This is a genomic window from Streptomyces sp. NPDC096040, from assembly GCF_040303265.1.
In the GTDB taxonomy this organism is placed as follows: Bacteria; Actinomycetota; Actinomycetes; order Streptomycetales; family Streptomycetaceae; genus Streptomyces.
This window is the reverse complement of sequence record NZ_JBEOTA010000003.1, coordinates 21284-45669: the sequence shown is the minus strand read 5'-3', so window position 1 is coordinate 45669 and position 24386 is coordinate 21284. Positions and strand designations below refer to the sequence as shown.

The window sequence follows — 24386 nt, the reverse complement described above, 5'->3', positions numbered from 1 at the left end:
AACTGTGCCCGCCTCTCGGACGAGAGGCGGGCACAGTGCTGTCAGTAGCCGCCGGGCGTCGGCGGATACCCGTACCCCGCGACCGGCGCCGGTGGCAGCGCCGCATGCGCCTCGCGGTCGTAGAACGGCCGTGCGGCCGCTCTCATCCACATCACCACCGGGTCGTACTCGTCGGTCATGGCGACCGTCGACACCGGCAGCCCGTCCGGCACCGCCCCGATCGACTGCTGCATCATCGCCCGCACCGAGTCCACGGCCGACGGCGACGTGTCGTACACGTCGAGCCCGATCGCGAGATAGGGCGCCCCGAGCGCCGGCTGCACCCAGGCCCGCCGCAGGGAGCGGACCGCAGGGGTACGGTGGGCGTTCTGCGACAGCAGCGCGTAGAACTGCGGGACCTCGATCGCGGGTTCCGCCAGGCGGAGCGGCCCGGCCGGCTGGCGGTCCAGGCCTGTCGCGATGCGGCGCAGGTCCAGCCAGGGGATGCCGACGCCGCCGCCCGGGGCGTGCGGGTTGAGCCAGAGACCGAAGTGGTCGGGATAGAGGGTGCGGGCCACGTCGACACCATCGACCACTTCGTACGAGCGGTTCCAGCCGCTCGCCGACAGTTCCTGGGCCGAGGTCACGCAGGGGGCGTAGCCGTGACCGTCGACCTCCATGTTCCCGTACTGGGCGTCGGGGGAGCCGGCCTGGCCGTGCCAGAGCAGCATCCAGATCTGGCCGGAGGAGGGCGTGGCGAGGGCGCGGAGGAGTGCCTCGTAGGCGTCGTAGCGCCCGGGCGTGACCTGGCGCAGCATGTGCTCGACGCTGCCGCTGAGGCTCGCGCTCACCTGTCGTACCGCCCCTTCGAAGAGTTGCCCCGCGTGTGGTGACAGCTTAAGCGCCCAGGGGGTGGGGGCCGATTGGTCGTGCGCGAGTGCGGGTTTCGTTGTGGCTGGTCGCGCAGTTCCTCGCGCCCCTTACGGGGCGCTTTCAGTGACCGTATTGATAGAAGGGGCGGACGTTGTCCCGCATCCAGTGGCCCACCGGATCCTCCGCCACGTCCAGCAGGACCAGGTTCACCGGCCACTTCACCGGGACCCTGCCGAGGGCCTTGCCCAGCGCCTCCAGGGGCAGCGCCCTTATGTCCCCCTCCCACTGGGAGAGTTCTACGCCCACGAACATCACCGGGTCTGCCGTCTCGACCACGGCCAGGCAGCGGCGGGCCGTGGCGACCACGCCGGTCGCCGCGAACTCCGCCGACGCCGCGGCCAGGAAGTCCATCGGGTCGTCCTGCCAGTCCGGCTCGAAGAGGCGGACCCGGCCGCCCGAGGCGGCGCCGTCCAGTTCGGTACGGCCGGACCGGCACAGCTCGGCGACCGCCTCCGGCGGCAGCGGGACGCCCACCACTCCCCCGGGGTTCACGGCGATGCCGACCTGCGGGGGCAGACCGCGGGCGAACTCGACGGCGGGGGCGATCGTGAACGACAGATGGGAGCCGACCACCAGTCGGAACTGCTCCTCGGAGCTGAAGACCGGGACGTACACCTGGCCCTGGATCTCCGTGGTGGGCAGGTCCAGCGAGCCGCTGTGCGGGCCGCCGCCCTCCGGCAGCGGGACCCACAGGAAGCTCCGGCTCAGTACCTCGATGAGCCGGCCCGCCGCCGCGGGGACGCCGAGGGAGGCCGACAGGACCTCCTCCAGCTCGTTGCCGGGCCAACCGCCGTGCGGGTGGGGGTGTGCCTGTGCCGGGAAGTCCGCGGGAATGTCCGCCGGGAAGTCCATCTGCCTACCGCCTGCTGGAAACCACTGCTGCTGAGGCTGAAAAGGCTAGCGGGTGGCTGTGACAATGCCTCACCCTGCGGGGACAAAGCCTCACCCCGTGAGCGCTCCGCTTGCCGGAGAGCCTCACCTCGTGAGCGCTCCGCTTGCCGGAAAGCCTCACCCCGCGAGCTTCTCCGCCTTCCCGAAGGCGATCCGGCACAGCACGTCAGCCGCGTCCCGGTCCAGGAGCACCGCCGAGCCGACGCCCTGGGGCGGGCCGCCCTTCTCCACCGCGCGCACCAGGCGGGCGGCGGCGTGGCGGTGGCGCAGGAAGGCGTACCGGGAGACGCCCCGGCCGCGCTCGCGCTGGCCGTCCAGTGCCGTGCCCGGCGTGACGTCCAGGAGCAGCAGGTGCAGGGTGCCGTCGCGGCGGCGGGCCTCGCGGGCCAGCCAGTCACGCACCCAGGCCTGGGTGCCGCAGTCGTGCACGACCACGCCCTCGCCGGTGCGCAGCGCGCGGCGCAGTCCGGCGTAGTGGGCGAGGCGGACCAGCGGGCGGTAGAGGGTGTACGGCAGGAAGCGGGCCAGGCGGGCGTCCCAGCGGTCGCGGGTGTCCTGGGAGTCGATCCGGATGCCCTGGACGGTGCGGTGCATCAGGGTGGACTTGCCGCTGCCGGGCAGCCCGGTGACCACGACCAGGTCACGGGGGCCGAAGAGCAGGCCGTGCGGGCTGTGTCCGGCTCGGTCGCGCAGATCGCGGACGACCGGTGCGGGGCGCTTGTCACACCGCTCGCGGGCCGGGGCCGTCGGCTGTCCCGGCAGGGTGATGCCCGTCGTCGCGTATGCCGTGGTGCTTGTCACCGTGATCGTCCTCCCTGGGGGTTCAGGAAAGGTTCTCCCCACTTAACGTAAAGAGAAGGTAATGCACGGTGTCTCGCGGTTCCGTCCGCTCCGCGCCACAGCCCTGTTACAAAGCTCCGCCCGGCATGCAATGATGTGCCCGCCAACTGCATACCGGCCGCTTGAATCCGCGCGGGAGAGTCCCCAGCAGTCTTCGCTGGGGCGCCGAAGGAGCAAGTCCCTCCCTTGAATCTCTCAGGCCCCGTTACCGCGCGGGCGAGGCACATCTGAAAAGCGGGCCGCTGTGTCAGTGGCCCCACCCAAGGTGCAAGCCGTGACCACTCGTGTGGTCAGGGCGAACCTCTCAGGTTCCGATGACAGATGGGGAGGACAGACCTCGCCTGTCATGCCCTGGGACCCTTGGGAGACGACCGACCGATGAGCAGTTCCGATTCCGCTGGACTCCGCCGTACCGCGCTCGATGCCGTGCATCGCGCGCTCGGCGCGACCATGACCGACTTCGCCGGCTGGGACATGCCCCTGCGCTACGGCTCCGAGCGCGACGAGCATGTCGCCGTGCGGACCAGGGCCGGGCTCTTCGACCTCTCCCACATGGGCGAGATCACCGTGACCGGCCCCCAGGCCGCCGCCCTGCTGAACCACGCGCTGGTCGGCAACATCGCCTCCGTCGGCGTCGGGCGCGCCCGCTACACCATGATCTGCCGGGCCGACGGCGGCATCCTCGACGACCTGATCGTCTACCGGCTGGCCGACACCGAGTACATGGTCGTGGCCAACGCCTCCAACGCCCAGGTGGTCCTCGCCGCGCTGACGGAGCGTGCCGCCGGGTTCGACGCCGAGGTGCGGGACGACCGGGACGCGTACGCGCTGATCGCCGTCCAGGGGCCCGAGTCGCCGGGCATCCTGAAGTCGCTGACCGACGCCGATCTGGACGGCCTGAAGTACTACGCGGGGCTGCCCGGCACCGTCGCCGGGGTCCCGGCGCTGATCGCACGCACCGGCTACACCGGCGAGGACGGCTTCGAGCTGTTCGTGAAGCCGGAACACGCGGTGCGGCTGTGGCAGGCACTCACCGAGGCGGGTGAGGGTGTCGGCCTGGTGCCCTGCGGGCTGTCCTGCCGGGACACCCTGCGCCTGGAGGCCGGCATGCCGCTCTACGGGCATGAGCTGACCACCTCGCTGACCCCCTTCGACGCCGGGCTCGGCCGGGTGGTGAAGTTCGAGAAGGAGGGCGACTTCGTGGGGCGCGAGGCGCTCCGGGAGGCCGCCGACCGTGCCGCCGCCCGGCCGCCGCGGGTGCTGGTCGGCCTGATCGCCGAGGGCCGCCGGGTGCCGCGCGCCGGGTACCCGGTGGTCGCCGGCGGCGAGGTGATCGGCGAGGTCACCTCCGGTGCCCCCTCCCCCACCCTGGGCAGGCCCATCGCCATGGCGTACGTCGACGCGGCGCACTCGGCGCCGGGCACGGCGGGCGTGGCCGTGGACATCCGGGGCAGCCACGAACCGTACGAGGTCGTGGCGCTGCCGTTCTACAAGCGCCAGAAGTAGACACAGAGTCAGACTCAGAATTAGACGAGAATCGGACACCGAGCGCGGCGCCCGCGTGACCCTGCGCACATTTCCGCTGCTCACGTCCCTTTCCAGCAGTCCTCTTTCCCCAGCACTCCCCCGCGTACAGGAGAATTCAGGCCATGAGCAACCCCCAGCAGCTGCGTTACAGCAAGGAGCACGAGTGGCTGTCGGCCGCCGCGGACGGCGTGGCGACGGTCGGCATCACGGAGCACGCGGCCAACGCGCTCGGTGACGTCGTCTTCGTCCAGCTCCCGGCCGTCGGCGACACGGTGACCGCGGGCGAGTCCTGCGGCGAGCTGGAGTCGACCAAGTCGGTCTCCGACCTGTACTCGCCGGTCACCGGTGAGATCACCGAGGTCAACGAGGACGTCGTGGACGACCCGTCCCTGGTGAACTCGGCCCCGTTCGAGGGCGGCTGGCTGTTCAAGGTGCGCGTCGCGGACGAGCCGGCCGACCTGCTCTCCGCCGACGAGTACACCGCCTTCACCGCCGGCTGAGCGCCGTAGCGCACCGGCGGAGGAGTCGTAGAAACACCGGCTGAGGAGTCGTAGAAACTGATGTCCGTTCTGAACACGCCCCTGCACGAGCTCGACCCGGAGGTCGCGGCCGCGGTCGACGCCGAGCTGGAGCGCCAGCAGTCCACCCTGGAGATGATCGCCTCGGAGAACTTCGCTCCGGTCGCGGTCATGGAGGCGCAGGGCTCGGTACTCACCAACAAGTACGCCGAGGGTTACCCGGGCCGCCGCTACTACGGCGGCTGCGAGCACGTCGACGTCACCGAGCAGATCGCCATCGACCGGGTGAAGGAGCTGTTCGGCGCCGAGTACGCCAACGTGCAGCCGCACTCCGGTGCCTCCGCCAACCAGGCGGCCCTGTTCGCGCTGGCCCAGCCCGGGGACACCATCCTGGGTCTGGACCTCGCCCACGGTGGCCACCTCACCCACGGCATGCGCCTGAACTTCTCCGGCAAGCAGTTCGACGTCGTGGCCTACCACGTCGACGACTCCGGTCTCGTCGACATGGCCGAGGTGGAGCGGCTCGCCAAGGAGCACCGGCCGAAGGTGATCATCGCCGGCTGGTCGGCGTACCCGCGCGAGCTGGACTTCGCGGAGTTCCGGCGGATCGCCGACGAGGTCGGGGCGTACCTGTGGGTCGACATGGCCCACTTCGCCGGCCTGGTGGCCGCCGGTCTGCACGCGAACCCCGTGCCGTACGCCGACGTGGTCACCTCCACCACCCACAAGACGCTCGGCGGCCCCCGCGGCGGCATCATCCTGGCCCGCCAGGCCTTCGCGAAGAAGCTGAACTCGTCCGTCTTCCCGGGCTTCCAGGGCGGTCCCCTGGAGCATGTGATCGCGGCGAAGGCGGTCTCCTTCAAGGTCGCCGCCTCGGCGGACTTCAAGGAGCGCCAGCGTCGTACGGTGGAGGGTGCGCGCATCCTCGCCGAGCGGCTGACCGCGCCCGACGCCCGCGAGGCCGGTGTGAACGTCCTGTCCGGAGGTACGGACGTCCACCTGATCCTCGTCGACCTGCGCGAGTCCGAACTGGACGGGCAGCAGGCCGAGGACCGCCTCCACGAGGTCGGCATCACGGTCAACCGCAACGCCGTCCCGAACGACCCGCGGCCGCCGATGGTCACCTCGGGTCTGCGGATCGGCACCCCGGCGCTGGCCACGCGTGGCTTCACGGCCGAGGACTTCACCGAGGTCGCGGACGTGATCGCCGAGACGCTGAAACCGTCGTACGACGCGGGCGCGCTGAAGGCCCGGGTCAGCGCCCTGACCGACAAGCACCCGCTGTACCCCGGTCTGAACAAGTAGTTCCCCGGTGGGGGCACCCGATGGCGTGTGCCCCCACCCTCCTAGGAGGAGTTCCCGTGGCCATCTCGGTCTTCGACCTGTTCTCGATCGGCATCGGCCCGTCGAGCTCCCACACCGTCGGGCCGATGCGCGCGGCCGGCCTGTTCGCACGACGCCTGCGCAACGAGGGGCTGCTGGACTCCGTCGCGTCGATACGCTCCGAGCTGTACGGCTCCCTCGGTGCGACCGGCCACGGCCACGGCACCCCGAAGGCGGTACTGCTCGGCCTGGAGGGCGCCTCGCCGCGCACGGTCGACGTGGAGACCGCGGACGACCGGGTCGAGACGATCAGGACGACCGGACGCCTGTCGCTCCTCGGCGAGCACGAGATCGCCTTCTCCTACGACACCGACCTCAAACTGCACCGCCGCAAAACGCTCCCGTACCACGCGAACGGCATGACCCTCTGGGCGTACGACGCGTCCGGGGCGGAGCTGCTGTCCAAGACGTACTACTCGGTCGGCGGCGGGTTCGTCGTCGACGAGGAGGCGGTCGGCGCGGACCGCATCAAGCTGGACGACACGGTCCTGAAGTACCCCTTCCGCACGGGCGACGAGCTGCTGCGCCTGGCGAAGGAGACGGGTCTGTCGATCTCCGCGCTGATGCTGGAGAACGAGCGGGCCTGGCGCACCGAGGAGGAGATCCGCGAGGGTCTGCTGGACATCTGGCGGGTGATGCAGGCGTGCGTCTCGCGCGGGATGTCACGGGAGGGCATCCTGCCGGGCGGTCTGCGGGTACGCCGCCGGGCCGCCATCACCGCGCGCCAACTGCGCGCCGAGGGCGACCCGTTGGCGCACGCGATGGAGTGGATCACGCTCTACGCGATGGCCGTGAACGAGGAGAACGCGGCGGGCGGCCGGGTGGTCACCGCCCCCACGAACGGCGCCGCTGGCATCATCCCCGCGGTCCTGCACTACTACATCAACTTCGTCCCCGGCGCCGACGAGGACGGAGTGGTCCGCTTCCTCCTCGCCGCCGGCGCGATCGGCATGCTCTTCAAGGAGAACGCCTCCATCTCCGGCGCCGAGGTCGGCTGCCAGGGCGAGGTCGGCTCCGCCTGCTCGATGGCGGCGGGCGCGCTGGCCGAGGTACTGGGCGGTTCCCCGGAGCAGGTGGAGAACGCGGCCGAGATCGGCATGGAGCACAACCTCGGCCTCACCTGCGACCCGGTCGGCGGCCTGGTCCAGATCCCCTGCATCGAACGCAACGGCATGGCCGCGGTCAAGGCGGTCACCGCGGCCCGCATGGCCATGCGCGGCGACGGCTCCCACAAGGTGTCCCTGGACAAGGTCATCAAGACCATGAAGGACACGGGCGCCGACATGAGCGTCAAGTACAAGGAGACGGCCCGGGGCGGGCTCGCGGTGAACATCATCGAGTGCTGAGGGAATAGTCCGCCCACACCGTTGTGCCCGGCCCGCCAGGACGCGGGTGCCAGTCCCAGCGAGCAGCGAGGCCCGCCACGATCAGCAGCCCGCGGCTGGTTTCCGTCATGTCGGCGGTATAGAGGCCGACGGGGCGGGGCGGGAGGCGTTCGGCGCGGGTGTCGGTGACCTCGACACGTACGAGGCGTGCATCGGCCGGGGCGTGCACACGGAGGTGGAAGTCCCGGCCGGGGACATGACCGTGCCGTACGGCGTTGGCGGTCAGTTCGGCGACGATCAGCACGATGTCGTCATGGGGTTCCGTGTCGTACGGGATACCCCAGGCGTCGAGCCGGACGGCGGTCAGACGGCGGGCGAGGCGGGCTCCGCGCGGGGTGGAGGTGAAACGCATCTCGAAGGTGTGGGCGGCGGGGTGGTCCGGTGCGGTGGTCAAGTGCGCGGTGGGAGTGGTGGGTTACCTGGGGGCGGTGGGGCTGTCGGGCTTGCTCGTCATGCGGATAACGGTCTCGTTGGTGGCGTAGCGTGACCAGTGGTGACGCACCGACGCGGGTTGCTGTACGTGCGGTGTCGGCACGGGTACGAGGCTCGCGGCGTTACGGCGGTCCCCGCGGAGGCGTTGGGCCGGGGAGGGCGGTGGTCGGTGACGGACGATACGGTGGCTGGGGTGGTGGCGGAGGCTGCGGAGGCACCCGGCGGGGGCGAGGCGATGGTGGACCTCGGGTGATGACCGCGTTCGGGCAGACGTTGAAGACGCTACGGCTGCGGGAGCGGCTGGACCGCGCGGAGTTCGGCAAGCTGATCGGGTACTCGGCGGCGACGGTCGCGTCGTTCGAGCAGGGGCGGAGGATCCCGTCGTCTCGGACGATCGACCGGGCGGATGAGGTGTTACGGGCGGACGGGTTGCTGTGCCTGTGGAAGGAGCAGGTGGAGCGGGCGCAGTATCCCGTCTTCTTTCAGGGGATGGCGGCGCTGGAGAAGGAGGCCATCGAACTGCTCATGTACGACACGCTTGTCGTCAACGGCCTGCTCCAGACCGAGGAGTACATGAGGGCGTTGCTCAGCATGCGGCGTCCACCTCTGGACCCGGAAACCATCGAGCAGCGGGTGACTTTGCGACTGGACCGACAGGACATCTTCGATCGGCGGCCTGTGCCCCTGCTGGGCTTCCTCTTGGACGAGTCAGTCCTGCGGCGTCGCTTCGGCGGAAAGGACGTCCTGCGCGGCCAGTTGGAGCAACTCCTCCTGATCGGCCAGAAGCGTAACGTCGCGATCCAGGTGATCCCGCTCGACTGCGAGGAACACGCCGGTGTGGACGGACCGTTCACGGTCGTCTCTCGGCAGGACGGCAAGAGGTTCGTGTACGCGGAAGCACAGGGAACCAGCGCCCTTCAGACCGAGCCTGCACAGACGACTATCGCCGCCGCGCGCTATGGGATTATCCGATCACAGGCTCTCACCTCGCGAGACTCGTTGGGCTTCATCGAAGGGTTGCTGAGATCGCTATGAACAACGCTGAGTCCTCGACCGTGGCATCCGGCCTCGCCTGGTTCAAGAGCAGCTACAGCGGCGCCGAGGGCGGTCAGTGTGTGGAGGTCGCGGCTGCTACGGCAGTTGTGCACGTCCGGGACTCCAAGGCCGTCGCCGGGCCTGTCGTCACGGTGTCACGTGAGGCGTGGGTGGGGTTCGTCGGGTTGACCTCTTCGGGGCGGGGCGTCTGACACTCGTACGATCGCGAGAGCCCTGCTGGCTCCTTCCGTAGCGAGCCTCTGGAGCTGGACGTATACGCGGACAGCATCAGCAAGCGGTGGCGAGTCAGCCACAGCAACCCCTTCGGCAACGACAACAACTGCGAATACGCCGACAGCCCAGCGAGTTGCCCGGGAGCAACTGCACCGGACCACGCGCCCGTCGTCGTCAAGGTCGAGATGAAGGTCGGGTTCAACAACAACGTGGGCCTCGGGCCGGACGAGTTCGACACGCTCGTCTCCCAGAAACTCGGCAGAGCAGCGTGTACAAGCCCGCCGACCTGCTCGGTTCGTCGTACTCCACACTCGACGCGGCCGCAAGGCCGACGCCTGGCCCACCCGGGACGCGCTCAAGGGCAAGTTCGTCTTCGAGCTGATCCCGGGCACGGTGGAGCAGGCCAACCCGTTCGACCACTACTGGACGGACGAGGAGTACGGCGACCACCTGCGGGGTCTGTACGCCGCCGGGCAGATCTCCGCGGCCCAGGCCTTCCCGGCGGTGCTGGGCGCGGCGAACGGGGACCCGAGCACCAGCCGGTACGACGCCGGTATCCGGCCCTGGTTCGTGTTCTTCGACGGCGACGCCGCGACCTACGTCAACAACGGCTACGACACGTCGTTCTACTCCACGAACCACTACTCCTGATCATGACGGACGCCTACAACGTCTCACCGGCGATCTCCTCGACCAGCCCGACGGATGCCGAGGTCGCGGCGCGCCTCGCACTGCTCGCGGCCGACCACGCCGGCATCATCACCTCGGACTGGTCGACGAAGCCGGCGGCCGTGCTCGGCGAGGTGGCCGCCCGGAACTGACAATTCACGCGCCCACGCGGATCGCCCGTGCCGAACCTGGGAATACGGAATACGCAGTTGCAATTCCCGCCCCCCACTCCTGTCTCCCCCACCGGCACCCAGGGAGCCCCCACATGCTGCACGGAATCGACGTGAGCGCGTACCAGTCCTCCGCCTACGACACGGACGGCCTCTCCTTCGTCTTCATCAAGGCGACGGAGGGACGTTCGTACGTCAACCCCAAGCTCGCCGCCCAGACCAAGACCGGACGCGACGCCGGACTGGTCGTCGGCTACTACCACTTCCTCTGGCCGGGCAACCTCACCGCCCAAGCCGAGTACTTCGTCCAGCACGCCCCCGAGAAGGCGGGCGAGATCCTCGCCGTCGACTGGGAGACCACCGGCGACGGCACGCATGCGAGCAACGCAGAGAAGGACCGTTTCATCCGAACAGTGCAGGAACTGCGGCCCAGCAACCGGGTGGTGCTGTACACCAACCGCGACTTCTGGCTCACCATCGACACCACCTCGTTCGCCGGCGACGGCCTCTGGATCGCCGACTACGTCAGCGCCGGCCACCCGCGTATCAAGGCCAAGTGGCGTTTCCACCAGTACACGAGCGACCCGCACGACAAGAACGTGGCGGACTTCGCCAGCAAGGCGGCCCTCGCGGCCTGGGCGAAGAAGGGAGACTGAGGGCGGCGACGCGGGTCCCGCTCCTCGCCGGCCGGCAGTTCCTCACGCAGGGTGATTGGCTCCGACCATCTCGTCGTGCTGGTGCACGGCTGGGTCAAGGTGGTCGCCCAGTCGCACGCCGGCTACCGCGCCCTGCTCGCGCTGCGCGGGCCCGGCGAACTCCTCGGCGAACAGGGCTCGGTGGAGAGCGGCCGCCGCTCCGCCACGCTGGTCACGGCCACCGACGCCGACCTTCTGCACCTGCCCGCCGGCCGCTTCCACGTGCTGGCCCGGGCCCGCCCCGGTATCGCCACCGCCTTCGAGCAGACGCTGGTACGACGGCTGCGCGAGGCGGACACCCAGCGCGCCGGCATCACCGAACCGGCCCCCGCCCGCCTCGCCGCCCTCCTCCTCGACCTGGTCGAACGCTGCGGCCTCCCGGAACCGGACGGTCCCGGCCACCGCACAGCCCGCCCCCTCTCCCAGGACGACCTGGCAGGCCTCCTCCTCACCTCCCGGCGCACGGTGAGCCGCGTCCTGGAGCAATGGCGAGCGCAGGGCCGGATAGTGACAGGACGCCAGTGGCTGGCAGTGCGAGCCATGGACCAACTGAAGGACCAGGCCTTCGACGGGTGATCACCTCGAAAGCCGTCGTCCGGTGCGGCACCGGCGGCGGGGCCGGGCTCCCCAGTTCGGTCCCGCCGCCGGCCGTCCCCGTGGAGCCGCCTGTGCCGGGAGCGTCCCCCGGTCTCGCTCTCGCGCTTGGCGGTTTCCCCAAGCCCACGGGGTGTCCGGGCGGCGCCGTGCAGCCGGGTAGGGTGACGCGGCTGCACGGCACGGTCTGCCGTGTTCTGGATAGAACACCGGCGGCGACGTCTACGCCATGTGGCGCACAGCGGCCCGATCCCGGTCCGGAGGATTCACAGAAACCCCGGCCCCTCGCCGCACCGCCCTATCCCCGGAAGTCCTCCGGCCGCTCCGGAGACGCCTCCGCCAGGGCCTTCCGTACGCCCTCGACGCCCGCCCGCAGGCCGTACACCGGCGTGCCCGGCTGCTGGCGCCAGGAGTCGTCGATGCCGCCGTTGTCGACCGTGTCGAAGCCGAGTTCGTCGATCAGGGCGCGGACGACCCGCTTGGCCGCCTCGTCGTCGCCGGAGACCGGGACGGCCTGGCGGTCGGGGTCGCCGGCGGGGCGCCCGCGGTCCAGGATGTCCTGGGCGTACGTGCCGTTGAAGGCCTTGATCACGGGGTGGCCGATCCGGCGCTCGGTCCAGCGGCTCTCCGTGATGCCCTCGTCCTCGATCTCGTCGATACGGCCGTCACGCTCGCGCGGGTAGTAGTTGCCGGTGTCGATCACGGCGACGTTCGCCGCCGCGCCGTCCAGCAGGCCCGCCGGCAGGTTCGGTACCGCCTTCACCGGGACCGTGACGACCACGACGTCGGCGCCGCGCGCGGCCTCCTCGGCCCGTACGGCCGTCGCTCCCGTCTCCTCGGCCAGTTCGCGGAGCGTCTCGGGGCCGCGCGAGTTCGCCACGGCCACGTCGTGCCCGAGGGCGGTGAGCCGCCGGGTGAGGTTGCCGCCGATGTTGCCCGCGCCGATGATGCCGATCTTCATGACAACGCCTTTCGAGAGTCGATGCGCATGCATGCAATAGCTGCTGTGCGGCACCAACCTCGGGCGTACGCGACCTATTCCGCAGCTGAGCCGAACGGGTGAGCTGCCGGTTCCGGGCCTCGTCCGCGTCGGACCCTGGGCATGAGGCCTGAACCCCGGACAGGAGAAAGGGGGCCCGGGAACCGGACCCCCTTCGCTCCTCGCTCCTGGCGCCTACTTGCTCAGGTGGGCCCAGAACTCGTCGAACGACAGAACGCTGTCGCCGTCCAGGTCGCGGCTGTTGATGATCGCCTGGGCGACCGTCTCGGTGACGTTCCAGTCGCCCCCCTGCGCGAGAGCGGTCTTGAACTCGGCGGCGGTGACGAACCCGTCACCGTCCGCATCGATCCGCTGGAAGTGGATGCGCGCTTCTTCGATGTCCGCCACCGATCCGCCCCTTTTGTTCGTGTTGCTTGTGCCGTGTCGGCGTACTGTCGCAGGTCAGATTAACGGTCTGGCGCAGCATGCCTGGAAGTGTGGGCCTTCCAGTGGGTGGAGACTCAAGGAGCGGGCACGGCCATGGAGACCTTGCGGGACGTTCTCGACGCGGCGGCCCGCGGTGTCTTCCCGCCACCGGACGGCCGTACGACCGTCGTCCCGCAGCCCTCCGCCCGGGACGCGGGGGTCCTCTCCTTCACCGCGCACTCGGTGGTTTTCGTCGACGAGGACCCGGAGTGGGTGTACGACACCCTGCGCGCGACCCCCTGCGACCCCCTCTGCGCGACCATGAACGCGCGTTTCCTGGCCGCTCTGATGGACCGCACGGGCCGCGAGCAGGAGACGATCGACGCGCTGCTGGTCGCCACCCCGCTCCCCGGCCGACCGGACCTCCCGCTGACCGAACTCACCGGCCCCGACCACTCCCGGGTCGCCTACGCCCGAGCCCGCCGTGACGAGGTGCGCGCCTGGGCGACAGAGGGCGGACTGGTCGTCCTGGGCCGGGGTGTCGCCGGGCGGCTCGAGGTCTCGGTGGAGGTGGATGAGGGGGTACGGCGGCGAGGGCTGGGCCGGGAACTGGTGACCGCCGCCCGGCAGCTGGCCGAGGAGCCCCTGTGGGCGCAGGTCGCCCCGGGGAACGCCCGCAGCGTGCGGACGCTCCAGGCGGCCGGCTATCTGCCGGTCGGCGCCGAGGCGCTGCTGTTCAGGACGTGAACCACCGGCCGCGGCGGCGCGGTCAGCGGAAGATGCCGGTGTGGCCGAGGGAGTAGCGGCCCGGCTGCGGATAGACGGCGAGGCCGTGCGGGCCGCTGCCGACGTGGATGCGGGCGAGTTCGGTGCCGGTGCGGGTGTCGATGGCGTACACCTCGGAGTTGTAACGTCCGGACAGCCACAGGATCTTGCCGTCCGCCGACACCCCGCCCATGTCCGGGCTGCCGCCGCCCGGCAGCCGCCACTTCTCCGTCAGCCGGTTCTGGGCGAAGTCGAAGACGGAGATGGTGCCCTCGCCCCGGTTGGAGACGTACATCTTGCGGGAGTCCCGGCTGACGTACAGCCCGTGGGCGCCCTTACCGGTGGCGAGGAAGGTGGGCTTGGTGAAGGCGTCGCCGTCCAGGATCCACAGCCCGTCGGCCATCATGTCGGCGATGTAGAACAGCTTGCCGTCGGGCGAGACCTTGACGTCCTGCGGCATGGCGCCGTGGAACGGCAGTTTCTCCTGCCGGAGCACCTCCATCTTCTCGGTGTCCACCTTGAGCACCTCCCCGCTGAACTCGCAGGAGACGATGAAGTACCGTCCGTCCAGGGAGAAGTCGGCGTGGTTGACGCCGTAGCAGCTGACCGGGACGGTCTTGACGGTCTTCATGGTGTGGGCGTCCCGGAACACCAACTGCCGGTCCGCGGAGGCCATCACGATGGCGTACCTGCCGTTGGGCGTGAAGTACAGGTTGTACGGGTCGTGCACGGCGACCGGCTTGCCGGCCCGGCCGGTCCTCGGGTCGATCGGGATGAGGCTGTTGCCCAGGTCGTCGTTGACCCACAGGGTCTTCAGGTCCCAGGACGGCACGACGTGCTGGGGCTGGCGGCCGACCCGGATGGTGTCGGTCACCGTGTACGTCTTCGGGTCGATGACGGAGACGGTGTCGGAGTTGGTGTTGGGGACGTAGATCCGGGACGGGAAGTCCTTGACGACCGGCGAGAGGTTGCCGGGGCGGTCGGCGGAGTACACGTCGGTCGGGTCGAGGACCGGGGGCATTCCCGGCAGCACGTCGACGACCGGGTCCGCCTTCTTCGCCTGCGGCTGCACGGGAGCGGTACTGCGGGCGGCCGGTGTCTCGGGGGCCCCGGATCCGCCGCCGCACGCGGACAGCAGCGCCAGGGCGGCGAGGGCAGCGGCGACGGCCGGCAGTCGGGCGGCTTTCGTGGTTCGCATCAGCTCAGCAGCTCCGTGGTGGTGACCGCGCGCAGCCCGCGGCCGTCGAGTTCTTGGAGTACGACAGGGAGGGCGGCGACCGTGTCCGCATACCCGAAGTGCATGCTCACCACCGAACCGCCGGTGACCTCCGCGAGCACCTTGCGGGTGATGGCCGTCGCGCCGGGCCGGGTGTAGTCGAGCGAGTCGACGTCGTACGACAGCACGTGCGGGTAGCCGGCCTCGGTCGCGAGCCGGGCGACCAGCGGCGATGCGGTGGCCGTCCTGGACGGACGGAACCAGCTGCCGATCGACCCGGTGAGCCGTCTGAGGCGGTCCGCGCAGTCGGTGATCTCCTGGCGGGCGTCGGCCTCGGCCATGGCGTTGATGGAGATGTGCCGCTGGGTGTGGTTGCCCAGGTCGTGGCCGCCGTCAAGAATGCGGCGGGCCATGGCGGGGTGTGCGTCGAGCCAGCTGCCCACGGCCAGGACCGTGAGGTGGGCGCCGTGCTTCTCGGCGGTGGTGAGCAGCTGGGTGGCGAGGGTGGGGTCGCCCTGGCCGTGGAAGGTGAGCGCGACGGCCGCGCTCGCGCTGGGGCCGTGGGTGATCTGGAGCGGCTGCCCGGGGAAGGCGCGGGGGGCAGGGGCGGCGGAGGTGGGGGCAGCCGAGGTGGGGGTGGTTGATGCGAGGTTGGCGGCAGGGTGCGGGGGTGGTGCGTCGGTGCCGGTGTTGCCGCAACCGGTGGCGAGTGTGCCTCCGGCGATGAGGCCGGCGCCTGCGCGGAGGACGTCGCGTCGGTTGGTGGTGGTCACCCGTCCCATTTAAGGGGGGTTGGGTAAGAAAATGCGTGATTGACCTGATAGGGGGCCAGTCAGGCGAGCCCGCTATCGGTCGGCCACCCGCATCTCGAACCATGTCGTCTTGCCTCGCGGCAGCAAATCGACGCCCCACCGGTCCGACAGCTTGTCCACCAGGAACAGGCCCCGCCCGCTGACGTCCATGTCCTGAACCGGCATCAGGCAGGGCAGCCCCCGCGAGGGATCCCGTACCTCCACCCGGATCCATCCCGGGCGGCGGCGCATCCGCAGTCCGAACACGCGGGCGCCGGTGTGTCGTACGGCGTTGCCCACGAGTTCGGAGACGAGTAGGACCGCGTCCTCCGTCATCTTGGGGCTGAGCCGCCACTGGCGCAGGACGACGACCTGGGCGAGCCGGCGGGCGGTGGCGGCGGACTCGGGGCGGGACGGCAGCGGAACCTCTGCTTCCGTGGGGTTGCCGAACAGTTCGATCGCCTTGAGTGCCCGCTCGTCCTCGACCGCAGGCGACCACCGCGCCGCGGCCGCACGGCTGTGTCCCCGCGGCTGTTCGATGCCCTCCAGCCCCGCCATGCCCCCATCATGGCCGCCCTGCGGGCCCTCCGGGGCCGTTCCGGAGGAATACGCCTCCGCGAAGACTCCGCCCGGCACCGGCCGAACGGCATATGCCATCGGCATTTCGGGGCCTTCGACAGCCCGTCCGACCTGCGGTGACGACTCATCTCCTGGCAATCGACGGACTCCCTCGACAAGGCAGACTTAAGGGTGCGTTAAGGCTCCCATAAACCGCCCCATCGAGGGACCCAGGAATCAGACATCACGTCAATTGCAAGTGGTTCGGGGCTTTCACAACCAGGCGAACATCACAGGAACTTCGCCTTGCCCGGCCCCTCCTCCACGAAGCTCCGCATACCGCGCTCGCGGTCCTCGGTCGCGAACAGCCCGGCGAACCAGTTCCGTTCGACGGCGAGCCCCGTCTCCAGGTCGGTCTCGACGCCGGTGTCGATCGCCTCCTTGGCGGCCCTGAGCGCGATCGCGGGCCCCTGGGCGAGCCTGGCCGCCCAGGCGTGCGCCTCCGTGTAGACGTCGGCGGCGGGTACGACCCGGTCGACCAGACCGATGGCGAGGGCTTCGTCCGCCTTGACCATACGGCCCGTGAAGATCAGGTCCTTGGCCTTGGAGGGCCCGACCAGACGGGGCAGCCGCTGGGTGCCCCCGGCCCCCGGGATGAGCCCGAGCTGAATCTCCGGCTGACCGAGCTTCGCGTTGTCGGCGGCGATCCGGTAGTCGGCACAGAGGGCGAGCTCGCAGCCGCCGCCGAGGGCGTACCCCGTGACGGCGGCGACGACCGGCTTGGGAATCCGGGCGACGGCGGTGAAGGAGTCCTGGAGACCACGGGAGCGCAGAATCATGGCGGCGTGGTCCATGTTCTGCATTTCCTTGATGTCGGCCCCGGCCGCGAAGACCTTCTCGCCGCCGTAGATCACGACAGCGCGGACGTCTTCGCGGCGGGTGGCCTCTTCCGCCAGTTCCCTGAGCCGGTCCTGGGTGGCGACGTCAAGGGCGTTCATCGGGGGCCGGTCGAGACGGAGGGTCCCGACGCCTTCGGCGACTTCGAGGGTCACAGTCATGCCCAGCAGGTTAACGCCGGTTCATCCGCGCCCCGGAAGGACTACTTGGTCCATTCCTTCCAGGACATGTTCCACCCGTTCAGACCGTTGTCCGGAGGGACCGTCGCGTCATGCGAGTTCTTCACGGTCACCACGTCCCCGATCATCGAGTGGTCGTAGAACCAGGCGGCTGGCAGCCCCCGGTCGCCCCCGCCCCGGATGTCGCGCAACCCCACGCAGCCATGGCTGGCGTTGTAGTTGCCGAAGGCGTCGCCACCCCAGTAGTTGCCGTGGATGAAGGTGCCGGACGTGGTCAGCCGCATCGCGTCCGGCACGTCCTTGATGTCGTACTCGCCGCCGTAGCCGACCGTCTCGCCGTTCATCCGGGTCACCCGCAGCTTCTCGCTGATGACCATCTGGCCGTTCCACGTGTCGTAGCCGGGCTTGCCGGTCGTGACGGCGAGGGTCTTCACGACCTTGCCGTCCTGCATGACCTTCATCGTGTGCTTCTTGGCGTCGACCACGGACACCTGGTTGCGGCCGATCGTGAACTTCACGGTCTTGGCCTGCTGGCCGTACACCCCGTCGCGGCCCTCGACGCCGTTGAGGTTGAGCGTGACGGAGACCTTCGTGCCGGACTTCCAGTAGTTCTCGGGGCGGAAGTCGAGGCGGTCGTTGCCGAACCAGTGGCCCTCGACGTCGACCGCCGGCTCGGTCTTGACGGTGATCGCCTTCTCGACGGCGGCCGGGTCGGTGATGCCCCGGGTGAACCGTATGGAGAACGGCATGCCGACGCCGACCGTGGAACCGTCCTCCGGTGTGAAGTAGCCGGTGAACGTGTTCTTCGGGGTGAGCGTGGTGAACGTGGAGTCCTCGGCCGACTCACGCCCCTCGGCGTCCTTCGCGACCGCGTGCACCGTGTACTTCGTGGAGTTGGCGAGGTGGCCCGCCGGCGTCCAGCTCGCACCGCCCGCCGCGATCGCGCCGTCGACCTCGTTGCCCTTGGAGTCCTTGACCTGTACCTCGGTCAGTTTGCCCTTGGCCGCGCCGACCTTGAGCGCCCCCTTGGTGTCCACACCGGTCGCCCCGGACTTGGGGCTGATGGTCACGGTGGCGACGGACTGCTTGCTCGCCTGTGCCGTGGAGTCCTTCTGCTTGGTGTCCCCGCTCCCCTTGCCGGAGGAGCCGCCCCCGCACGCGGTGACGGCCATGAGCAGAACACCGGCCGCGACGGCCAGGCCCTTCCCGCGAGCCCGAACCGCCGCCCCCGATATCGGCCGTACGTTCAAAGTCCTTCTCCCCTCCCAGGGCCTGGTCAGGCCCACCCCGGGCGCGTGCCGATCGCGCATTGGCGCATAGTAACCGCAGGGTTTTGAGCGTGGTGTTGGGCGAATGTCACCGTTGCGTCGCAACTTCTCGCCCCACCGACCCGGCCCCCCACCTGGTTACTTGACCGCGCCGCCCGCCTTCCACTCCTTCCACCCCATGTTCCACCCTCCGAGGCCATTGTCGGGAGCGACTGTTTTGTCGTTGCTGTGCACGACTTCGACGACGTCCCCGATCAGGCTGCGGTCGTAGAACCAGCCCGCGGGCGTGTCCGAGCTGCCGCCCTTCACATCGCGCAGGCCCACACAGCCGTGGCTGACGTTGACGCGTCCGGGGGCGTCCGGTGCCCAGTAGTTGCCGTGCAGGAAGGTGCCGGAGTCGGTGAGTTTGAGGGCGTGCGGGACGTCGGGGATGTCGTACTCGCCGCCGAAGCCGACCGTGCGGCTGTTCATGCGGGTCACCTCGTGCATCTCCATCACCACCATCTTCCCGTTGTAGGTGGTGTGGGCGGGCGCGCCCGCGGTGATCGGGACGGTGGCGAGCAGGTCGCCGTCGCGGCGGACCTCCATCGTGTGCTCGGACGCGTCGACGAGGGAGACCTGGCTGCGGCCGACGGTGAAGGTGAACGTCTTGTGCTGGAGGCCGTAGACCCCTCGGGCCCCTTCGACGTCGCGGAGTTCGAGGCCGACGGTGACGACGGTGCCGGGCTGCCAGTAGTGCTCGGGGCGGAAGTCGAGGCGGTTCTTGCCGAACCAGTGCGGGCGGACCTCGACCGCGGGCTTCGCGGTGACCTGGACGGCGCGTTCGACGGCGGCGCGGTTCTCGATCTCGCGACTGAAGGCGAGGGAGACGATCATCCCGGTGCCGACGGTGGCGCGGTTCTCGGGGGTGACGTACCCGATGAAGCGTTCGTCGGGGACCAGGGTGGTGAAGGTGGTGTGGCGGGCGGAGCGGCGACCGTGGCCGTCCAGGGCGACCGCGTCGACCGTGTACTTGGCGGCGAGCGCGAGTTTCGGGTCGTCCGGCCGCCAGGTCATGCCGTCCGCGCCGATACGCCCGGGGACCGGGGAGTCCTGGGCGTCCTGGGACTTGACGACGCTGACGGACTCCAGGCGGCCGCTGGGCACCCGTACCGTCAGCCGTTCGCCTGGGCGTACGGCCTTGGTGCCGTCGTCCGGGGAGATGCGGATGACGTCCTCGGGGGCCGGGGGCGCGCCCCCGAGGACGTGGTCGATGCCCAGCCCCTCCGTGTCGTCGGAGGAGCAGCCGACGGCTCCCGCCAGCAGCCCCACCCATGTCAGTACCGCGGCCAACGCGGCCCCCGCGCGCCGTGCGCGCCCTTGTGCATGACTCACGTGGGACTCAACGAGCGGGCACGCCCCGGGGAAACGTGAGTGCGACGCCGGCACTGGGCAGAACAGAGGGAAGGACGACGAGCTGGGGAGCCGCCGCGCCCGTGGGAGAGCCGTCGCGGGCGTGCCGTAGCGAGCCGCCGACCGTGCCCGGGACCGGGAGTCCGGGCACGGTCGGCTGCCCGGACACGGGTGGGGTGCGCCCCCGGGGGTCGGCGAGCCGCGGAACAAAAAAGGGGCCGACAGGTGACGAGCGCAGCCGAGCAGCAGGGAGCACGGGCGCGGGCCCCGAGGGCGGACGCCCCCGCGGTGAACGGGACGGCCCTGCCCGTCCCGGCGGCCCGGCCGGGGTCGTCGACTCCGCTGGGCGCCCGGTTCCGGGTCGGCCCGGACGGGGTGGCCGGCACCAACTTCGCCCTGTGGGCGGCCGGGGCCGAGGCGGTCCGGCTCTGTCTCTTCGACGAGCGGGGACGGGAGACCATGGTCCCGCTGACCGAACTGACGCACGAGATCTGGCACGGGTTCGTGCCGGGTGTGCTGCCGGGGCAGCGGTACGGCTACCGGGTCGACGGCCGTTGGGACCCGTGGACCGGTGCCCGCTGGAACCCGGCGAAGCTGCTGCTCGACCCGTACGCGCGTGCGGTGGACGGAGAGTTCGGCCTGCCGCCCGAGGTGTACGGGCATGTGCGGGACTGGCCGGACCAGCGGGTCGCCGACACCGTCCGCGACGACCGGGACTCGGCGCCGCACGTCCCGAAGGGCGTGGTCGTCCACGATGACGACGACTGGTCCGACGACCACCGCCCGAAGACCCCGTGGGCGGACTCCGTCATCTACGAGCTGCATGTGCGCGGCTTCACCAGACTGCACCCGGGCATACCCGAGGAACTCCGCGGGACCTACGCGGGGTTGGCCCACCCGGCCGCCGTCGAGCACCTCGTGAACCTCGGTGTGACGGCCGTGGAACTCCTGCCCGTCCACCAGTTCGCCCATGAGGACCACCTGTTGAAGCGGGGCCTCAAGAACTACTGGGGCTACAACTCCATCGGCTACTTCGCCCCGCACGCGGCCTACGCCGCCTCCGGTACGACGGGACAGCAGGTCGGCGAGTTCAAGCGGATGGTGCGCGCGCTGCACACGGCCGGGATCGAGGTCATCCTCGACGTGGTCTACAACCACACCGCCGAGGCGGGCGAGCTGGGGCCGACGCTGTCGTTGAAGGGCATCGACAACCGCGGCTACTACCGGCTCCAGGACGACGCCCGGCACTTCGCCGACTACACCGGCTGCGGCAACACCCTGCATGTGGTCCACCCGCATGTGCTGCGCCTGATCACGGACTCGCTGCGGTACTGGGTGACCGAGATGGGCGTGGACGGCTTCCGCTTCGACCTCGCGGCCGCGCTGGCCCGCTCGATGCACGACGTCGACATGCTCTCCCCCTTTCTCGCGGTCATCGCCCAGGACCCGGTGCTGCGCCGGGTGAAGCTGATCGCCGAACCGTGGGACGTGGGCTCCGGCGGCTACCAGGTGGGCGCCTTCCCGCCCCTGTGGACGGAGTGGAACGACCGCTACCGGGACGCCGTCCGTGACTTCTGGCGCGGAGCCCTCCCGGACGTCCGCGACCTCGGCTACCGCCTCTCCGGCTCCAGCGACCTCTACGCCTGGGGCGGCCGCCGCCCCTACGCCTCCGTCAACTTCATCACCGCGCACGACGGTTACACCCTGCGCGACCTGGTGTCGTACCAGGCGAAGCACAACGAGGCCAACGGCGAGAACAACCGTGACGGCGCCGGCGACAACCGCTCCTGGAACTGCGGGGTGGAGGGCGAGACGGACGACGAGGGCGTACGGGCGCTGCGCAGGCGGCAGTTGCGGAACCTGCTGACGACCCTGCTGCTGTCGACGGGCGTTCCGATGCTGGTCGCCGGCGACGAGCTGGGCCGCACCCAGCGCGGCAACAACAACGCCTACTGCCAGGACAACGAGATCAGCTGGCTGGACTGGGGATTGCTGGAAGACCCGGCCTGGCGTCAGCTGTTCGACCTCACCTCCCGGCTCATCGCACTGCGCCACCGCCATCCGGTGCTGCGCCGCCGCTCCTTCTTCTCGGGCCGCGCCCACTCGGCGGACGGACTGCGCGACCTGGCCTGGTTCACGGCACACGGCGAGGAGATGACCGAGGGCGACTGGTACGCGCCCGCCGCCACCCTCGGTATGTATCTCTCCGGGCGGGACATCCCCGGCCGCGACGAACGCGGGGCGCCGGTCCTGGACGACAGCTTCCTGACCGTCCTGCACGCCGGCGACCGCCCGGCGGAGTTCCTGCTGCCCGGGCCGCCGTGGGCGGAGCGCTACGAGGTGCTCGTGGACACCTCACGGGAGGAGCAGGGGGAGGCACCGGGGGTGGTGCACGAGGCGGGGACGGCGATCACGGTGCCGCCGCGGGCGGTGCTGCTGCTCAAGGTGGCCGGCTGAGGCGGTCTCCGGCTGTTGCGGGCTGGGGCTGTCCGGCGGATCAAGTCGCAGGACATCAGCGGTGACTCATCGACGCTGGTGAGCGGGGTGTGGTGCGTGCGGCTGCAAGGCGGAGGAGGCGTGGACATCAGCCTCCCCCACGCTCGAACAAGCTCGCGCGGGGGCACCCCCGGCCGAAGACTGGGGGACGTCGGCGAGTGACGACAAGCCTCTGGGGGAGCGCGTGCCGCACACCGCGTCTGCGGCATGATCCGCCGGACAGGCCCTAGCTGAGGATCCCCCGCTGGTACGCCGTCGCGACCGCTGCCGCGCGGTCGTTGACGCCCAACTTGGCGTACAGGTGGGTGAGATGGGTCTTCACCGTGGCCTCGCTGATGAAGAGTTCACGGGCTGTCTCGCGGTTGGAGGTGCCCTTGGCGACCAGGGCCAGGACTTCGCGTTCGCGGGCGGAGAGCGGTTCGTTGCCGGGAGCGCGGGGCGCGCGGACGGCGGAGACCAGGCGGGAGGCGACGGCCGGGGAGAGGACGGTACGGCCCTGGGCGGCGGCCCGGACGGCGGTGAACAGCTCCTCGCGCGGGGCGTCCTTCAGCAGATAGCCGGTGGCGCCCGCCTCGATCGCCGGGAGGGTGTCGGAGTCCGTGTCGTACGTGGTGAGGACCAGCACCTTGGCGCGGGCGCCCCGCCGGGTCAGTTCACGGATGGCGTCCACGCCGGAGCCGCCCGGCATCCGCAGGTCCATGAGGATCACGTCCGGGTCGAGGGTCACGGCGAGCGCGACGGCGGCGACACCGTCGGGGGCCTCGCCGAGGACCGTGAAGCCGGGTGCGGACTCGAACATGCCGCGCAGGCCGTCGCGGACGACGGGGTGGTCGTCGACGATCAGCAGCGAGATCGGGAGGTCAGGTGTCATGGCGGACCAACGGTACGCGCGCCGACAGCGCCGTGCCGAGTCCCGGTTCGGACTCCACCGTCAGGGAACCGGCGATGCGTTCGGCGCGGGCGCGCATGCCGTCGAGGCCGAAGCCGGCGGCGCGGGTGCGGGCGGGCAGGGCGAGCGGGTCGAAGCCGGTGCCGTCGTCGCGGATGTCGAGGATGACCTCGTCACCGAGGTAGGAGAGGGTGACACCGACCCGGGAGGCGCGCGCGTGCCGGGCGGCGTTGGAGAGGGCCTCCTGGACGATGCGCAGCAGGGTGGCCGCGACCTCCCCGTGCGGCTGCTCGGCGGTGCCGGTGACGGTGAACTCGGCGCGCGTGCCGGTGCGTTCGCCCCATTCGGCGACCGTCTTCTGCAGCGCCTCGGGCAGGCCGTCGTTCTCCAGGGCCACCGGGGCAAGGTTGTGCACGGAGCGGCGGGCCTCGCCCAGACTGTGCCGGGCCAGGGCCAGGGCACGGTCCAGGTGGTCCTCGGCCTGGTCCGGGTCGGGGGTGTTGATGGCGACCTGGAGCTGGGCGATGATCCCGGCCAGGCCCTGGGCGATGGTGTCGTGGATCTCGGCGGCGAGGCGGCGGCGCTCGTCGGCGATCCCGGCCTCCCTGGCCTGGACGACGAGTTGGGCGTGCAGGGCGGCGTTCTCGTCGAGGGCCTGCTGCAACGCGGCGTTGGTGCGTTCGAGTTCGGTGATGGTCTCGGTGCGCTCGCGGGCGCGCTGCGCCTCCTGCTGGGTGAGATGGGCGACCACCATCTGCAGGCCGGAGTTGGCGACCAGCAGTCCGGCGAAGAGGCCCCACTGGACTCCGCTCCCGAACGGCAGTCCGCCGGCCTGCGCGGCGGCCACGGTGACCGCGCTCGCGAACAGTCCGAGCCGCTGCCGCCTGCTGCCCGGGATCGTCTCGTCGGCGTCCAGGTAGCCGCTGGCGGCGTAGAACGCGAAGAACGGGGCGACCCAGGTCAGGGCGAAGGCGATGGCCCAGCGTACGACGTAGTAGGCCGTCCCGGTCCGGGACGGCGTCCGCCCGCGGTCGGGCCGGCGGAGACGGGAGCCGTGCCACCACAGCTGGAGCGCGAGCGCGGCGCCGGTCAGGGACCAGGCCACGTACCACTTGGCCGGCGGGGCCTGCGGGTCCGCGGAGGCGAACGCGAGGACGACGCTGATGCCGAGCAGCCCGTACGGCCCCCAGGTGTGCAACTGCTCCCAGCGACGGTCGATCTGGGTGTCCCGCGCGGTCATGTCCC

General features: G+C 70.5%; 26 protein-coding genes and 2 riboswitches. Of the genes, 12 read left to right on the top strand and 14 right to left on the bottom strand.

All coding sequences use genetic code 11. The features are described 5' to 3' along the window. Positions 1 to 41: 41 nt before the first annotated feature. From ABTY98_RS03850 to ABTY98_RS03840, 3 genes are all read right to left on the bottom strand, one after another. Complete coding sequence (locus tag ABTY98_RS03850; RefSeq protein WP_502994153.1) at positions 42 to 797, bottom strand: enhanced serine sensitivity protein SseB C-terminal domain-containing protein; 756 nt, start codon at positions 795 to 797, stop codon at positions 42 to 44. 175 nt (positions 798 to 972) lie between these two features. After that, a complete protein-coding gene (locus tag ABTY98_RS03845; protein ID WP_352219265.1) occupies positions 973 to 1764 on the bottom strand; it encodes an enhanced serine sensitivity protein SseB in 792 nt (263 codons plus the stop codon). A gap of 156 nt (positions 1765 to 1920) precedes the next feature. Next, positions 1921 to 2610: an AAA family ATPase gene (locus tag ABTY98_RS03840; protein WP_352219556.1), complete on the bottom strand. Its 690-nt coding sequence runs from the start codon at positions 2608 to 2610 to the stop codon at positions 1921 to 1923. 156 nt (positions 2611 to 2766) lie between these two features. Further along, a riboswitch (glycine riboswitch) is annotated at positions 2767 to 2864 on the top strand. After that, a riboswitch (glycine riboswitch) is annotated at positions 2865 to 2974 on the top strand. Between the two features lie 47 nt (positions 2975 to 3021). On the opposite strand from ABTY98_RS03840, the gene gcvT reads away from it, so the two are divergent. From gcvT to ABTY98_RS03820, 4 genes are all read left to right on the top strand, one after another. Continuing rightward, positions 3022 to 4149, top strand: a complete 1128-nt coding sequence (gene gcvT, locus ABTY98_RS03835; RefSeq protein ID WP_352219264.1) for a glycine cleavage system aminomethyltransferase GcvT — start codon at positions 3022 to 3024, stop codon at positions 4147 to 4149. A gap of 143 nt (positions 4150 to 4292) precedes the next feature. Further along, positions 4293 to 4670, top strand: coding sequence for a glycine cleavage system protein GcvH (gene gcvH / locus ABTY98_RS03830; RefSeq protein ID WP_352219263.1), 378 nt, complete (start codon positions 4293 to 4295; stop codon positions 4668 to 4670). 60 nt (positions 4671 to 4730) lie between these two features. Next, positions 4731 to 5993: a serine hydroxymethyltransferase gene (gene glyA / locus ABTY98_RS03825; protein ID WP_352219262.1), complete on the top strand. Its 1263-nt coding sequence runs from the start codon at positions 4731 to 4733 to the stop codon at positions 5991 to 5993. A 56-nt stretch (positions 5994 to 6049) separates the two neighbouring features. Then, positions 6050 to 7417 (top strand): L-serine ammonia-lyase, encoded by a 1368-nt coding sequence (locus ABTY98_RS03820; protein WP_352219261.1) that lies wholly within the window; start codon positions 6050 to 6052, stop codon positions 7415 to 7417. Here ABTY98_RS03820 and ABTY98_RS03815 read toward each other — a convergent pair. Next, a complete protein-coding gene (locus tag ABTY98_RS03815; protein ID WP_352219260.1) occupies positions 7404 to 7850 on the bottom strand; it encodes an ATP-binding protein in 447 nt (148 codons plus the stop codon). The genes ABTY98_RS03820 and ABTY98_RS03815 overlap by 14 nt on opposite strands. 290 nt (positions 7851 to 8140) lie before the next feature. On the opposite strand from ABTY98_RS03815, the gene ABTY98_RS03810 reads away from it, so the two are divergent. The 6 genes from ABTY98_RS03810 (at position 8141) to ABTY98_RS03785 (ending at position 11267) form a co-directional block, all read left to right on the top strand. Further along, positions 8141 to 8923 carry a helix-turn-helix domain-containing protein gene (locus tag ABTY98_RS03810; protein WP_352219259.1) on the top strand — a complete coding sequence of 261 codons (783 nt, stop codon included), beginning with the start codon at positions 8141 to 8143 and terminating at the stop codon, positions 8921 to 8923. Continuing rightward, a complete protein-coding gene (locus ABTY98_RS03805; RefSeq protein ID WP_352219258.1) occupies positions 8920 to 9135 on the top strand; it encodes a DUF397 domain-containing protein in 216 nt (71 codons plus the stop codon). Before ABTY98_RS03810 ends, ABTY98_RS03805 begins: the two co-directional genes overlap by 4 nt. Positions 9136 to 9550: 415 nt before the next feature. Continuing rightward, positions 9551 to 9808: a PI-PLC domain-containing protein gene (locus ABTY98_RS03800; RefSeq protein WP_352219257.1), complete on the top strand. Its 258-nt coding sequence runs from the start codon at positions 9551 to 9553 to the stop codon at positions 9806 to 9808. A gap of 2 nt (positions 9809 to 9810) precedes the next feature. Further along, positions 9811 to 9978, top strand: a complete 168-nt coding sequence (locus ABTY98_RS03795) for a hypothetical protein (protein ID WP_352219256.1) — start codon at positions 9811 to 9813, stop codon at positions 9976 to 9978. A 113-nt stretch (positions 9979 to 10091) separates the two neighbouring features. Further along, on the top strand, positions 10092 to 10652 hold the full coding sequence (locus ABTY98_RS03790) for a glycoside hydrolase family 25 protein (RefSeq protein ID WP_352219254.1): 561 nt from the start codon (positions 10092 to 10094) through the stop codon (positions 10650 to 10652). 51 nt (positions 10653 to 10703) lie between these two features. Further along, positions 10704 to 11267 carry a Crp/Fnr family transcriptional regulator gene (locus tag ABTY98_RS03785; protein WP_352219253.1) on the top strand — a complete coding sequence of 188 codons (564 nt, stop codon included), beginning with the start codon at positions 10704 to 10706 and terminating at the stop codon, positions 11265 to 11267. Between the two features lie 316 nt (positions 11268 to 11583). Here the strand turns inward: ABTY98_RS03785 and ABTY98_RS03780 are convergent, their stop codons facing one another. Continuing rightward, positions 11584 to 12246: an NADPH-dependent F420 reductase gene (locus ABTY98_RS03780; protein WP_352219252.1), complete on the bottom strand. Its 663-nt coding sequence runs from the start codon at positions 12244 to 12246 to the stop codon at positions 11584 to 11586. Positions 12247 to 12459: 213 nt separating this feature from the next. Then, entirely contained in the window at positions 12460 to 12672 is a 213-nt protein-coding gene (locus ABTY98_RS03775) for an EF-hand domain-containing protein (protein ID WP_352219251.1), read from the bottom strand. Between the two features lie 132 nt (positions 12673 to 12804). On the opposite strand from ABTY98_RS03775, the gene ABTY98_RS03770 reads away from it, so the two are divergent. Then, positions 12805 to 13437 (top strand): GNAT family N-acetyltransferase, encoded by a 633-nt coding sequence (locus tag ABTY98_RS03770; RefSeq protein WP_352219250.1) that lies wholly within the window; start codon positions 12805 to 12807, stop codon positions 13435 to 13437. Between the two features lie 22 nt (positions 13438 to 13459). On the opposite strand, the gene ABTY98_RS03765 is transcribed toward ABTY98_RS03770, so the two are convergent. The 6 genes from ABTY98_RS03765 to ABTY98_RS03740 all read right to left on the bottom strand — a co-directional run bounded on the left by ABTY98_RS03765 (position 13460) and on the right by ABTY98_RS03740 (position 19738). Continuing rightward, positions 13460 to 14653 carry a YncE family protein gene (locus ABTY98_RS03765; protein ID WP_352219249.1) on the bottom strand — a complete coding sequence of 398 codons (1194 nt, stop codon included), beginning with the start codon at positions 14651 to 14653 and terminating at the stop codon, positions 13460 to 13462. Continuing rightward, complete coding sequence (locus ABTY98_RS03760; protein ID WP_352219248.1) at positions 14653 to 15453, bottom strand: polysaccharide deacetylase family protein; 801 nt, start codon at positions 15451 to 15453, stop codon at positions 14653 to 14655. Before ABTY98_RS03760 ends, ABTY98_RS03765 begins: the two co-directional genes overlap by 1 nt. 63 nt (positions 15454 to 15516) lie before the next feature. Beyond that, positions 15517 to 16020, bottom strand: coding sequence for an ATP-binding protein (locus ABTY98_RS03755; RefSeq protein WP_352219247.1), 504 nt, complete (start codon positions 16018 to 16020; stop codon positions 15517 to 15519). Positions 16021 to 16310: 290 nt separating this feature from the next. Beyond that, entirely contained in the window at positions 16311 to 17078 is a 768-nt protein-coding gene (locus ABTY98_RS03750; protein WP_352219246.1) for an enoyl-CoA hydratase/isomerase family protein, read from the bottom strand. 41 nt (positions 17079 to 17119) lie between these two features. Further along, a complete protein-coding gene (locus ABTY98_RS03745) occupies positions 17120 to 18346 on the bottom strand; it encodes a L,D-transpeptidase (RefSeq protein ID WP_352219555.1) in 1227 nt (408 codons plus the stop codon). A gap of 156 nt (positions 18347 to 18502) precedes the next feature. Next, positions 18503 to 19738: a L,D-transpeptidase gene (locus ABTY98_RS03740; RefSeq protein WP_352219245.1), complete on the bottom strand. Its 1236-nt coding sequence runs from the start codon at positions 19736 to 19738 to the stop codon at positions 18503 to 18505. 243 nt (positions 19739 to 19981) lie between these two features. On the opposite strand from ABTY98_RS03740, the gene glgX reads away from it, so the two are divergent. Further along, entirely contained in the window at positions 19982 to 22213 is a 2232-nt protein-coding gene (glgX, locus tag ABTY98_RS03735; protein WP_502994136.1) for a glycogen debranching protein GlgX, read from the top strand. Positions 22214 to 22478: 265 nt separating this feature from the next. On the opposite strand, the gene ABTY98_RS03730 is transcribed toward glgX, so the two are convergent. Next, on the bottom strand, positions 22479 to 23123 hold the full coding sequence (locus ABTY98_RS03730) for a response regulator (RefSeq protein ID WP_352219244.1): 645 nt from the start codon (positions 23121 to 23123) through the stop codon (positions 22479 to 22481). After that, the gene (locus tag ABTY98_RS03725; RefSeq protein WP_352219243.1) at positions 23113 to 24381 is read right to left on the bottom strand and encodes a sensor histidine kinase; all 1269 of its coding nucleotides are present in this window, start codon (positions 24379 to 24381) and stop codon (positions 23113 to 23115) included. Before ABTY98_RS03725 ends, ABTY98_RS03730 begins: the two co-directional genes overlap by 11 nt. Positions 24382 to 24386: the final 5 nt, after the last annotated feature.

Excerpts from the sequence above, each read along its gene's own strand:
- ABTY98_RS03850 (WP_502994153.1), bottom strand. The coding sequence starts at position 797 with ATGCTGCGCCAGGTCACGCCCGGGCGCTACGACGCCTACGAGGCACTC.
- ABTY98_RS03845 (WP_352219265.1), bottom strand. The coding sequence starts at position 1,764 with ATGGACTTCCCGGCGGACATTCCCGCGGACTTCCCGGCACAGGCACAC.
- gcvT (WP_352219264.1), top strand. The coding sequence starts at position 3,022 with ATGAGCAGTTCCGATTCCGCTGGACTCCGCCGTACCGCGCTCGATGCC.
- gcvH (WP_352219263.1), top strand. The coding sequence starts at position 4,293 with ATGAGCAACCCCCAGCAGCTGCGTTACAGCAAGGAGCACGAGTGGCTG.
- glyA (WP_352219262.1), top strand. The coding sequence starts at position 4,731 with ATGTCCGTTCTGAACACGCCCCTGCACGAGCTCGACCCGGAGGTCGCG.
- ABTY98_RS03810 (WP_352219259.1), top strand. The coding sequence starts at position 8,141 with ATGACCGCGTTCGGGCAGACGTTGAAGACGCTACGGCTGCGGGAGCGG.
- ABTY98_RS03805 (WP_352219258.1), top strand. The coding sequence starts at position 8,920 with ATGAACAACGCTGAGTCCTCGACCGTGGCATCCGGCCTCGCCTGGTTC.
- ABTY98_RS03795 (WP_352219256.1), top strand. The coding sequence starts at position 9,811 with ATGACGGACGCCTACAACGTCTCACCGGCGATCTCCTCGACCAGCCCG.
- ABTY98_RS03790 (WP_352219254.1), top strand. The coding sequence starts at position 10,092 with ATGCTGCACGGAATCGACGTGAGCGCGTACCAGTCCTCCGCCTACGAC.
- ABTY98_RS03780 (WP_352219252.1), bottom strand. The coding sequence starts at position 12,246 with ATGAAGATCGGCATCATCGGCGCGGGCAACATCGGCGGCAACCTCACC.
- ABTY98_RS03770 (WP_352219250.1), top strand. The coding sequence starts at position 12,805 with ATGGAGACCTTGCGGGACGTTCTCGACGCGGCGGCCCGCGGTGTCTTC.
- ABTY98_RS03765 (WP_352219249.1), bottom strand. The coding sequence starts at position 14,653 with ATGCGAACCACGAAAGCCGCCCGACTGCCGGCCGTCGCCGCTGCCCTC.
- ABTY98_RS03760 (WP_352219248.1), bottom strand. The coding sequence starts at position 15,453 with ATGGGACGGGTGACCACCACCAACCGACGCGACGTCCTCCGCGCAGGC.
- ABTY98_RS03755 (WP_352219247.1), bottom strand. The coding sequence starts at position 16,020 with ATGGCGGGGCTGGAGGGCATCGAACAGCCGCGGGGACACAGCCGTGCG.
- ABTY98_RS03750 (WP_352219246.1), bottom strand. The coding sequence starts at position 17,078 with ATGACTGTGACCCTCGAAGTCGCCGAAGGCGTCGGGACCCTCCGTCTC.
- ABTY98_RS03730 (WP_352219244.1), bottom strand. The coding sequence starts at position 23,123 with ATGACACCTGACCTCCCGATCTCGCTGCTGATCGTCGACGACCACCCC.
- ABTY98_RS03725 (WP_352219243.1), bottom strand. The coding sequence starts at position 24,381 with ATGACCGCGCGGGACACCCAGATCGACCGTCGCTGGGAGCAGTTGCAC.